The organism is Tamlana carrageenivorans, assembly GCF_002893765.1.
Classification (GTDB): Bacteria; Bacteroidota; Bacteroidia; order Flavobacteriales; family Flavobacteriaceae; genus Pseudotamlana; species Pseudotamlana carrageenivorans.
Genome location: NZ_CP025938.1, coordinates 2,814,907 through 2,826,979, shown reverse-complemented (window position 1 = coordinate 2,826,979; position 12,073 = coordinate 2,814,907). Strand labels below are relative to the sequence as shown.

Sequence of the window (12,073 nt, the reverse complement as noted above, 5' to 3'; positions counted from 1 at the left end):
TTAGTTGTTTAACGCTCCGTTGGTTTGCTGCTCGGTAACCGGAATTGGCAAATAATCGTGTGTTGCAGATTGGTAGTTCACGCTAGACAGGTTAAAATCTGGACGCACACGTTCTTTAATAAACAGTGGTGCTACACCATTGCCCGAGATTTCTAAAATATCTTTGTTATTTTCTCTCCAAACTTCATCGGCACGTAAGTCATCGAACACTTCTTTAACTATTCCCCAACGCACAAGATCTTTCCAACGATGCCCTTCAAAAGCTAATTCTAACGGGCGTTCTACTTTTCGAATGTGTGTTAATACATTATCTGGAGTAGCAGGCACTAAAGGCTGTGTACCATGCACTTGTTTACTGATGTGTAACTGTGGAAACATACCGCCATTGTCATTCATGTACTGAGTAAGGGTTTTAACACCTGCTCTTGCACGAACCATATCGATATATTTTATGGCTTCTGCAGAATTATTAGCGCTTTCTAAAACAGCCTCGGCATACATTAAATAAACATCGGCTAAACGAATATGGCGGAAATTAATTCCAGAACGACTATTCGCATCTTCTTGTTTCCAATGGTACCAATTCGTGTGTTTTTTAATGTAAGCACTTTGACCGAAGGCCCAACCTCCACGCTCACCAATAGGTAATTGGTAGTAGTCGGTTTCGCCATTTATTGGCGCGATACTAGCACTTAACCTTTTAGATTGTTGGTTTCCATTATTAATGTTATTAGTAGGATCTACCTCATCATTTGCATACAATTCATGTAAATAATAACTTGGAAGTAAAGTATTATATGCTCCAAAGTTTAACTGTCCAAAGGCAGTTGCCAATGATGTAGCTTCTGCACCAGATTCATTAACATTATCATCTACAATATTTCCATTAGCTCCTGGGTTAACATCAGAATTGTAAGCCACTTCAAAAATAGACTCTTCATTAAATTCATTTTGTTCAGTAAAATTATCCATGATATCTGGTGTTAAATCGTATACACCAGAATCGATAACTTCTTTAAACAACGTTGCTGCTTTCGCGAAATCTTCGTCGTATAAATACACCTTCCCTAGTAAACTCTTTGCTGCGCCTTGAGTAATACGTCCAATATTTTCTGAACTCCATCTTAATGGTAATTTAGATACTGCATATTCTAAATCTGGGATAATCATAGAATTGGTCACCTCGTCTTTAGAACTAAACGGTACATCAAAATCCTCACGAGTCTCAGGAACATTGTTTCTAATTACGGCTCCACCATAAGTATGGGCTAACTGAAAGTAATAGAAAGCTCTTAAAAAACGAGCTTGTGCTTCTATACTTTCGCGCTCTCCTGTTTCAAAACTTGCTTCAGTTGTTTGTAAATTTTGAATAACTTGATTAGCTCTAAAGATTCCAATGTATAATTCGTTCCACTTATCGGTAACATAGTAGAAACCATCGTTAAAAGTTAAGTTTCTGAAGGCAAATGGTCTGTACCAAGATTCGGTTCCTCCAATATCGGCCATGGCCATTTCATAAATTAAGCCCCCACCACTGACGCTTTGAAACTGCAGTGCACCATATACCGTAGTTAATGCGGTTTGAAATTGGTTAGACGTATTCCAAAACGTATCGGTTGTAATGGTATTAGGGTTTTCTTGATCTAAAAAAGATTCTTCATCACAGCCTACAAGCAAAAATAAACTTGCTAGAGGTATCAGTATATATAAATTAATTTTATTTTTCATGTTTTTAACTGCTTTTCGGGTTTAGAAATTAAATTGTACACCTAGGATAAATCTTCGTGCTACTGGGTAATTACCTCGATCTACACCTCGTGTAAATATTCCGTCACCTCCAACTTCAGGATCGTAACCTGTATATTCGGTAAAGGTGAAAGGGTTCATGGCAGTAAAGTAAACTCTGGCTCGGTTAAGAATAGATGTATCCACTAAAGGAATTGTATAACCTAAAGTTAAGTTTCTAATTCTTAAATAAGTTCCATCTTCTAAGAAGTAATCCGATCTTGCTCTTACGTTATTGTGGTAAGCACTTTGTCTGAACGTCGCAACATCTGAATTTGAATTTTGTGGTGTCCACTGGTAATACTGCTCTTCATGTCTTCCTTGAGTATAACCGTATAAACGTGCACCATTAAAGATTTCGGCACCATGCGAATAGTAAGTTTGCGCATAAAAATCGAAACCTTTATATTCAAGATTTAAGTTAAATCCAGCTTCAAAATCGGCTTGACCAGAACCTGCATAAACACGATCGTTATCGTCGATTACACCATTTCCATCTTCATCGATATACATGGCATCACCAAGTTGTGCACTAGGATCAATTTTCTTGTATTCATCCAACTGGTCTTGAGTTTTAATAATTCCATCATGTTGCACTAAAAAGAAGGCACCAGCTTCGTAACCTTTGGCTAAGAAAGTTGTATAATCAATGTTTTCACCTAAAGAAACCACTGGGCGACCATTGCCGTAACCGCGTTCTACACCGTTAAGGTTAGTCACCTCATTCTTGTTTTTTGTAAACGTTCCTGCTAAGTTATATGTTAGTCCACCAGAAGTCACTCCTTTAAAATTTAAGGCTAATTCAACCCCACGGTTAACCATGTTACCGGCATTAGTTACACGTACATCGTATACTCCTGATGCTCTTGGATGCCAAGTACCTGAAGAAGGTGCCAAACGTTCTTGAATAAGCATGTCTTCCTTATTGGTTTCATAAAAATCGGCTGTAAAATTTAAACGATTTTTAAATAAACTTAAGTCTAAACCAATATTTTTAGAAATACTTGTTTCCCATTTAATGTTTGGATCGGCAAAACGACGTTGAATTGCTCCTGAATCCATTTCTTCATTAGGACCAAAAGGATAATTTATACCACTTTCTACTTGAGGTGCATAAGCATAAGCTGGAATGTTTTGGTTTCCTACTTCAGCCCAACTCGCTCTAAGTTTTAAATTAGAAATCGCATCGACATTAAAAAACTCTTCTTCGCTTACGTTCCAACCTGCAGAAAGTCCAAAAAAGTCACCATAACGATTTTCTTCTCCAAAGTTAGAAGAACCATCACGTCTATAACTTGCAGAGAATAAATAGCGCTCATCATAATTATACTGCAAACGAACTAATTTACCTGAAAGATTGTTAACTCTATCGTAACTTGATGGCTTTATAGCTTCAACGCCTGCTCCTAATACTGGAGTGTCATTACTTAATAGTCCGATAACTCCAGTACTTAATTGTTTAGACTTAAACGTCTCATAAGAAAGCACCCCTAACAAGTTAAAGTTATGCTTTCCAAAACTCTTATTGTACTTAAATAAGTTTTCGATAACCATACGTTCAGTGAAAGTAAAATCTTCATTTAAGATCGCATCCTCTCTAGAAGCTGTTGGATTGTAATCCCCCTGATAATCATACACTAAATATTGTGGTCTAAAAAACTTACGACGGTAATCCCAAGTATTTCTACCTAGGTTAATTTGGTAGCTTAAACCATCTAAAAATTCATATTCTAAATTAACCGCAACATTTGAACTGTTCGTTACACGATCATCTTCATTTTCAAGTTCTCTAGATAAGTAGCTATATAAAATAGCATTACGTACCGGAATTTCAACACTGTTTTCACCATTGCTTTGCAATTGATCGATACCTGGCTGCCATGGTCTTTGCGCAATCGCATATTCGTAAAGCGCCCAAGGTTCTTGCTGTCTGTTTTCTTTAGTTAAACCTATACTGGCAAAAGCTCTAAATTTACCTTTAGTAAACTCTCCAGTTAAACGGGTACTTAAACGATCGAAACCAGAATTAATTAAAACACCTTCTTGATTAAAGTAATTAGCACTCAAATTCAAGGTTAAGTTTTCAGAACCTCCAGAAACGCCTAGATTGTAATTTTGAATACCAGCATTATTATTTTGTACATCACCCACAAAATCCGTATCATAATCTAAGGCATCGGGATTAAAGAAAAACACAAGAGGATCTCTCCCTAAGGCTTCCAACATCACTTCTTCGGCATATAATTGGTGATTGGTATTCATTAATGGTGTACCAGATGTGATGTTTTGCACCCCACCATACGTACTAAAGTTTACGTTAAACGTTCCTTTTGAACCTTTTTTAGTCGTAATAAGGATTACACCGTTAGAAGCACGTGTACCATAAACGGCCGCTGCAGCACCATCTTTAAGAATGTCAACCTTTTCAATTTGTTCGGTTGGAATGTTTGGATTCCCTTCATAAGGAACACCATCTACAACATATAATGGACCTAAACCACCAGAACTCACAGATCCCAAACCTCTAATTTGGATATTTGCAGATTCCCCTGGACGTCCACTACTTGATTGTACATTTACCCCAGCTATTTGCCCTTGAATCGACTCTCCTAAATCGGCCACAGGAGCCTTAGCAATAATTTCTGAGTCTACCATTCCAACGGCACCAGTGACTTCCTTCTTCTTTTGAGTTCCGTAACCTACTACCACTACTTCCTCAAGACTTTGAAGATCTTCTTGTAAAGAAATATTATATCTTCTCTTATCTGTGATTACCACTTCTTGAGTTTGATAACCCAAAAAAGTAAAGACTAAGGTGCTCCCTGAACTTGCGTCTATAGAAAACGCACCATCAAAGTCTGTTACTGTTCCAACCGTTGTTCCTTTTATTACAATTGCAACTCCCGGCAACGGAATACCGTTTTCATCCACAACTGCACCTCCAACGGTGTTTTGTGCATAAGCATTTGTAATCGTTAGCAATAGAAAAGAACAAACCAATAAAAATTTGCTCCTCCATAATTTCAATTTTTGTTTCATACTTAAATAATTAGAAATAGTTAGTTTTAGTTATTCCTTAAAATGTAGACAACTATTAAACATAGATTAACACCTTTAGGTTAACAATCGCTAATTTATAAATACCATTAAGCGACACACAAAATTGAGACTCGATTAAAACTAGACAAACTTAAAATACACTGATTTTTAGTCGATTAAAATTAATATTTTTTCCCTTTGTACAGATTTTGTAAGTGAAAATCCATAAAAATATAGGGGGTAATTCGGCTTATTTTCACATTTCTTTAACTATTGACACCTATTAAACGTTAAATTATTCTAAAAAAGAAGACCATGCAAGCTAAAAAACAAGCAATTTTATCAATGTCGCAAAAATGAACACTTTTAATTTCATATTACAAAATTTAAATACTATTTTATTAACAAATAGAAACTAGACATACCATAACATATTATTTAATATTTTGTAATTTTGAGGCATTTTATCTAGCCATTTGAAGCTGGATTAACCTAAATATTAGGCAAAAAAAAAGCCTTCTAAAAAATTAGAAGGCCCTCACAAAGTAAAAAATAACAAATATAAAATTATTCCCGCTAGTTACTTTCACCTTTGGCAACATGAGTTGTTTTTCTATGCGACTCAAAACGCATAATACTTTGATAATCGTAAGAATTATAAATATGAGATAAGCCCCAACGTAAAATTTCAGTTGGTTCCTTTTCTATTTCTGCCGTTCTATTTAATCCAATGGCGTGAGCATTAACTCCTGGAATAACCGACATAATTTCGAAGTTTATACCATCTTCCGCCCATTGAATGGTATTTTTCTCAGGACCATCAGTAGTAATTAATGAAGCAATACCACCATTGTACGGCCATACACAAATTTCATGACCACTATTACTAATTGGGTTATACGGTGATTTCACGTAAGGCCCTTTAGGGTTATCGGCAATAGCCACACCATGACGAATTTGACGTCCGCCAAAAGTAATAGCTTCACCCATTTGTTCTCCTTTATAATACAAGTAGAATTTCCCTTTGTAAGGAATAATACAAGGATCGTGTACTTTATGACTATCGAAATCTCCTTTTTTCTCTACTAAAAACCTGTTTTGCTCAGTTCCTTTCCAAACCCCATTATCTGCTGGACTTAAAATAGGTTCTTCACTTTTGGTCCAAGGTCCATTTGGTGAATTCGACCAAGCTAAACCTACTTGATTTTTAACACGCACATTGTAAGGTGACTTCACGGTCTGGTAACATAAGTAGTACATACCATCGTGTTCCATAATTTCTACAGTAAATACCGAACGGTCGTCGTAACTACCTTTCTCACCTCTTGGCACTGCCATACCTTCTTCTTTCCATGTCCAACCATCTTCTGAAGTGGCATACCAAATATCGCATCGATCCCATGGGAATACTTTATCATTTTCAATATCGCCAGCAAAACCATCTGTTTTTCCTGTAGATTTTGAATACCAAACATAGTATTTCCCGTCATGCTTAATCATCGCACTTGGATCACGACGTACGACACCTTCTTCATATGCTAAATCTCCCTTTAAAGGTTGAAGTTGTGAAAACTCAATAAACCATTCATTGCCTAAATCGGTTGGCCATTGTAAAGCTCTTTTTGAAGCAGCACTAAGGTGATTGGGATCGGTGATTCCTAAAAAGTCAATTTGCGCCTCTGTTGGCGTTGAGTCTGTTGTTTTGGTTTCTTCAGCCTTTTGAGGGTTCTCAGGTTTCTGATTACAAGCACTCATCATAAGTATTAAAGCTAATACGGTTAAATTTATTTTATGTCTCATTTTAATATATAGTTTTTAATTTTATAAAAAAGCGATGATTAATACACCAATTATCATGGCTGCTAATCCCAAATATAAAGCTGATTTTGCTTTTACCGGCGCCCCTTTCCATTCGTGAGCAAATACCCCTGCGGTTACTGCTGTTACTACCGACAAGGTATTGAAAATAGCATAACCAATAGACCCTCCTTCACTACCTAAAACAAAGGAAGAATAAGCAAATACGATTGAGGCTGCAAAATTTAAGGCTGCCATAAGTCCGGTTAAACTGATGTTTTTTCCAGCTTCTGGCACTTTAAAACTTCCCCACAGTTTCTTTTTGCTTAACATTATAACGAAGTAAGGCACCACAAAAACACCACCCGATACATACACGATAAACATAGAAGCTACAGACGTTAACCAAGCCGCATTGCCTTGGGCTACCACCATCTCACTAATAATATTTTTAGCCACTTCACCTTCGTGTGTAATTTCTAAAGCCACATTAAAACCAGTACATAAAACACCACCAATTATGGCTATGATGATACCTGTAAGCATGGAACCATCATAAGTTTTTTCACCATCGGTATTCTCTTTAGCCGAACGCAATATCCCTGCTCTACCATTTAACATGATTCCCGTAAAAATGATGAGGATGCCAACTAAAATGGTTATAATTTTCGCTCTATTAATACCTCCCGTTTCTAACTCCGGAAGACCAGATAGTCCCCAAGGTAATAAGGAACCTACAACGATAATAGTGCCTATAAAAATGGAAAAACCTAATGACATCCCGATATAGTTGATGGCCTTTCCCCAAAGCATCATACCTACACCCCATAAGAATCCTGGTATTAACATTTTTAGGAGTACTGGAGCTCCTACATCGGCTAGAACCTGACTAAAGTTATTAATCATAGAAAAGGCTACCACAAAGGGTATCACCCATAACATAAATAAGTAACATAAACCCCATGCATTTTCGAAGGCATAGTTTTTTATGTATTTTTCGGGCATGGCCCAAAAGCCGAGCATAATGCCCGCGGTAATCGCTAATAAAATTCCCATAGTTTAATTTATTAAGTTAATGGTTTAATTGGTTTGGGTTTTCTACCAACCAAATTTAAAAATGGTGGTACTTTTAAAGGTGTCGCCAGCCTTGGTTACAGACTTTGGAGCCCCCTCAATGTTTGGTCCGTTTGGATAGCGGTGTGTTTCGCAACAAAATCCGCGGTATTTTCCAAATTTCTGACCGTTTTCACGTTGCAAGTCGTCTGATGTGTATTTGCCCGTGTACAATAGCATACAAGGCTCTGTGGTGTACACATCTAAACGTCTTTTTGTATTTGGATCTGTTATAGATGCCGTGTGCTTTAACTTAGAGTCATCGGCATCAAAAATGTAGAAATGCTCGAAACCATCGTTCATTTGTTTATGCACATCGCCAATCATTTTTCCTTCTCTTAAATCGTCGGCTTCACCTTCAACATTTAAAATCTCGCCTGTAGCAGCTCCAGTTTCATCGGTTGCTAAGCGTTTATCGCTAAACACTTTGGCAATATGATTTTCTATATTTTCTGAAAAACCAGATAAGTTAAAATAGGTATGATTGGTTAACGACAAAGGTGTGTCTTGATCTGGCGCTCCTTCATACTGAATGGTTAATTCGTTATTGTTATTGAGTGTAAAGCTTACTGAAACCTCCACATTCCCCGGAAACCCTTCTTCTAAATCTTGACTTAACAAAGTCATTTTAATGGCTGAAGCATCTTTAGAATCGACTAAGGACGCTTCCCATATTTTTTTATCGAAACCTTCAACACCACCGTGTAAATTATTATCGCCTGCGTTTTTTGCCAACTGAAATGTTTTTCCGTTTAAGGAAAACTCGGCATTTTTTATTTGTGAGCAATAACGTCCAACAGTACCTCCAAAATAAGGCGAATTGTTTTTGTAAGCTTCAGAAAAATAACTCTCTAAAGTATCAAATCCACAAGTGATGGTTTCAATGTTTCCGTTAGCTCCAGGCACTTTTATTGAAGTAATTGTCGCGCCGTAATTGGTTATTTTAACTTCAACACCATTGGTGTTTGATAATGTAAACAACGCAATATCTTGATCTTTTAATTGTCCGAAATTCGTTTTTAATATGTTCATAAGTAGGGTTTAGTTTTGTTCGTACGGACTTAATTTTTCCCAGTTGAAAACAACACCAACACCTGGATAATCTGGTGCTACGGCACGGTGATTCTCCACCACTAAAGGTCTGGTTGTATATTGGTCTATTGGGAAACTATGCACTTCTAACCAACCTGAATTTGGTTGTGCAGAAACTAAACTCACATGTAATTCTTGCATCCCATGCGAACAAGCTGGAATACCATGTTTATCGGCTAATCTAGCAGCTGCTAACCATCCTGTAACCCCTCCACAATTGGAAGCATCGGGTTGAACAAAAGATAGTTTTGATTGCTCCATAGCATACTCAAACTCGTGAATGGTATGTAAATTTTCACCCATTGCTAAAGGAAATCCTGTAGCATCAACAATTTCGGCGTAGCCTTTATAGTTGTCTGGAATGATAGGCTCTTCAAACCAAGTAATGTTTTGGTCTTTAAACCCTTCAATGGCTTTAATAGCTTGCTCTACGGTCATCGAATAATTCGCATCCACCATAAAGGTTACATCTGGTCCAATATATTCACGAACGGCTTTGATACGCTCTAAATCTTCCTCTAAATTTTCACGTCCGATTTTAATTTTTACGGCATTAAATCCACTTTCCAAATAGCCTTTCATATTACTTAAAAGCTTTTCTATTGGAAACATTAAATCGATTCCACCACAATAGGCTTTACAAGTATTTCCTGCGCCACCAGCCATTTTCCAAAGTGGTTGCCCTGCTTTTTTACAACGAATATCCCATAAGGCAATATCGACTGCAGAAATCGCAAAAGAAGCGATCCCACCACGCCCTACGTAGTGAATGTGCCATTCTAAAAAATCGTAAATACCTTCTACATCGGTACCATCTTTACCTATTAAAGCTTCAGTAAAATCGTGTTCTACCATGGCCTTAATGGCAAATCCACCTTTTCCGCCGGTGTAAGTATATCCTGTGCCCTCGGTACCATCTTCTAAAGTGATGGTAACTGTTACCAATTCAAAATGATAGTGATCACCATGTTTAGCGTCGGACATCACCTCTGGTAAAGGCACGGTGAATAATCTAGTTTTTATGTTTGCTATTTTTGTACTCATAATTTTATGCTTTTTTAATGTAATTTAATCCCAAATTCAACCGGTTTTGAAGCGCCTAGCTTAGCACTACGTTCACTTGGCAAGGCGTTAGAAATCGCAATTTTATAACGTCCTTTTAGCCATGCTTTTTTGCCTTCTAAATCGGTTTGATAAAAATCTTTATCGGTTAAAGTAAACGTCAATTCTTGCGATGCATTAGGTTTCAATGTAATTCTTTTGAAGGCTTTTAAGGCATATTTTGGAAGAAAGCCTTTGTCGTCTTCAGGAATTAAATAAACCTGTACTACATCTTCTAAATGGCTATCACTTTGATTTTTTACGATAATAGAAAATGAAACCTCTTCCCCTTTTTTAATCGTTTTAGACTTTGGCGAAACGGCTTCAAATGAAATTTTGCCATAACTCAATCCAAAACCAAAAGGATACATCGGTTCTTTTTCCATGTATTTATACGTACGTCCTTTCATGCTATAATCATCGAAAGGTGGTAATTGCTCCACGTTTTTAGGAAATGTAATGGGTAAATGCCCTGAAGGTGATACATCGCCAAAAATAACATCGGCCACCGCGTTTCCGCCTTGTTCGCCAGGATACCACATTAAAACTATGGCATCGACATAAGGCTCTACTTCTTCTAAAGACACCGGACTTCCAGTACCTAGAACTAGAATTAGCGGCCCTTTTTTGTTTTTACTGACATCTTTAATGTAGTCGATTTGACTTTGTGGTAATTTTAAATCTTGTCGATCGCCTTTATGTTGCGAAGCAATAGCATCAACTTCTTCGCCTTCAATTTCGTTTGAAATTCCAGCCACTAAAATGGTAGCATCAACGGTTTTTGGTACTTGTACCGCCCAATTTAATGGGTTTAAATTATTTTGAAAAGGTAAAACACCAAGACGGTATTCTACGGAAGTGCCTAATGACACCTTATCGGCAACACCTTCTAAAACGGTTACCATATTTGGAGACATCCCGTAATAGTTCGCGATTAAAATTTCGGTTGAAGCCGCGAAAGATCCTGTAACATACAGGGATTTTATATTTTTATCTAATGGTAAAACGTTGTTCTCATTTTTCAATAAAACGATTGATTGTTGAGACGCTTTACGCGCAATGTTTTTATGTTTTTCGGAATTGATAACTTCCGTTCCCAGTTTGGTGTATGGGTTACTAGCATCAGAATCAAAAAAGCCTAGTTTAAAACGGATTAAGAATAATTTCCGTAAACGCTCATCAATCAAATCTTCAGAGATAAGTCCTTTTTTAACGGCAGATGCTAACTTTTGGTAAACCCATCCGCAGTTTAAATTCACACCAGCCAACATAGCAAGCGCAGCTGCTTCTTCCTGAGTTTTTGCTTTTTTATGACCTTTCATAATATCGCCCAAAGCCCCACAATCGGAAACAATATAACCGTTGAAACCCCAAGCTTTCTTCAAGGTTTCATCTAATAAAAACGTACTGCTTGTTGAAGGCTCGCCGTAAACTGCGTTGTAAGCGCCCATAACCCCTTGCACATGGCCTTCTTTTACCAAAGCTTCAAAAGCTGGCAAGTAAGTTTCATATAAATCTAATTTGGAAGGATTTGCATTGAAACTATGACGTAAAGCTTCCGGACCAGAATGCACTGCAAAATGTTTAGCACAAGCGGTCGATTTAAAATACTTCTCGTTATCGCCTTGTAAACCTTCAACAAAGGCTACGCCAATTTTAGAAGTTAAAAACGGATCTTCACCATAGGTTTCTTGTCCGCGTCCCCAACGCGGGTCTCTAAAAATGTTCACGTTTGGCGACCAATAGGTTAATCCGGCATACATACCTCGATTACCAATAGATTTTGATACTTGAAATTTAGCCCGACCTTCATCTGAAATCGCATTAGCAACTTCCTTAATTAATTCCGGGTTAAACGTGGCGCCCATAGCAATCCCTTGAGGAAAAATAGTAGCTTTTCCGTTTCGGGCAACCCCATGTAAGGCTTCATTCCACCAGTTATATTCAGGAATTCCTAAACGAATTATAGCTGGAGAGTCTGACATAAATTGACTGCATTTCTCCTCTAAAGTCATAGCATCAAGCAAGACGTCTACCCTTTTTTCAAAAGGAAGCGCTTCATCAAACCAAACAAAAGATTGTTGGCTATTTGCTTGAAACAGACTTATAAAAAGACTTAAAATGAAGACAGATTTACGCATAAATT

General features: G+C 37.3%; 7 protein-coding genes. All 7 read right to left on the bottom strand.

The features are described from left to right. Positions 1-1,728, bottom strand: coding sequence for a RagB/SusD family nutrient uptake outer membrane protein (locus tag C1A40_RS12475; protein ID WP_102996175.1), 1,728 nt, complete (start codon positions 1,726-1,728; stop codon positions 1-3). Positions 1,729-1,749: 21 nt separating this feature from the next. Next, positions 1,750-4,824, bottom strand: coding sequence for a SusC/RagA family TonB-linked outer membrane protein (locus C1A40_RS12470; RefSeq protein ID WP_102996174.1), 3,075 nt, complete (start codon positions 4,822-4,824; stop codon positions 1,750-1,752). 576 nt (positions 4,825-5,400) lie between these two features. Then, positions 5,401-6,624, bottom strand: a complete 1,224-nt coding sequence (locus C1A40_RS12465; protein WP_102996173.1) for a glycoside hydrolase family 117 protein — start codon at positions 6,622-6,624, stop codon at positions 5,401-5,403. Between the two features lie 21 nt (positions 6,625-6,645). Then, positions 6,646-7,677: an L-rhamnose/proton symporter RhaT gene (locus tag C1A40_RS12460; protein ID WP_102996172.1), complete on the bottom strand. Its 1,032-nt coding sequence runs from the start codon at positions 7,675-7,677 to the stop codon at positions 6,646-6,648. Positions 7,678-7,719: 42 nt separating this feature from the next. Then, complete coding sequence (locus tag C1A40_RS12455) at positions 7,720-8,766, bottom strand: aldose epimerase family protein (RefSeq protein WP_102996171.1); 1,047 nt, start codon at positions 8,764-8,766, stop codon at positions 7,720-7,722. A gap of 9 nt (positions 8,767-8,775) precedes the next feature. Continuing rightward, the gene (locus tag C1A40_RS12450; protein ID WP_066218867.1) at positions 8,776-9,870 is read right to left on the bottom strand and encodes a mandelate racemase/muconate lactonizing enzyme family protein; all 1,095 of its coding nucleotides are present in this window, start codon (positions 9,868-9,870) and stop codon (positions 8,776-8,778) included. 14 nt (positions 9,871-9,884) lie between these two features. Further along, positions 9,885-12,068 (bottom strand): glycoside hydrolase family 3 C-terminal domain-containing protein, encoded by a 2,184-nt coding sequence (locus C1A40_RS12445; RefSeq protein ID WP_102996170.1) that lies wholly within the window; start codon positions 12,066-12,068, stop codon positions 9,885-9,887. Between the last annotated feature and the right edge of the window lie 5 nt (positions 12,069-12,073).

Coding starts and splice junctions, on each gene's coding strand:
- C1A40_RS12475 (WP_102996175.1), bottom strand. CDS start 1,728: ATGAAAAATAAAATTAATTTATATATACTGATACCTCTAGCAAGTTTA.
- C1A40_RS12470 (WP_102996174.1), bottom strand. CDS start 4,824: ATGAAACAAAAATTGAAATTATGGAGGAGCAAATTTTTATTGGTTTGT.
- C1A40_RS12465 (WP_102996173.1), bottom strand. CDS start 6,624: ATGAGACATAAAATAAATTTAACCGTATTAGCTTTAATACTTATGATG.
- C1A40_RS12460 (WP_102996172.1), bottom strand. CDS start 7,677: ATGGGAATTTTATTAGCGATTACCGCGGGCATTATGCTCGGCTTTTGG.
- C1A40_RS12455 (WP_102996171.1), bottom strand. CDS start 8,766: ATGAACATATTAAAAACGAATTTCGGACAATTAAAAGATCAAGATATT.
- C1A40_RS12450 (WP_066218867.1), bottom strand. CDS start 9,870: ATGAGTACAAAAATAGCAAACATAAAAACTAGATTATTCACCGTGCCT.
- C1A40_RS12445 (WP_102996170.1), bottom strand. CDS start 12,068: ATGCGTAAATCTGTCTTCATTTTAAGTCTTTTTATAAGTCTGTTTCAA.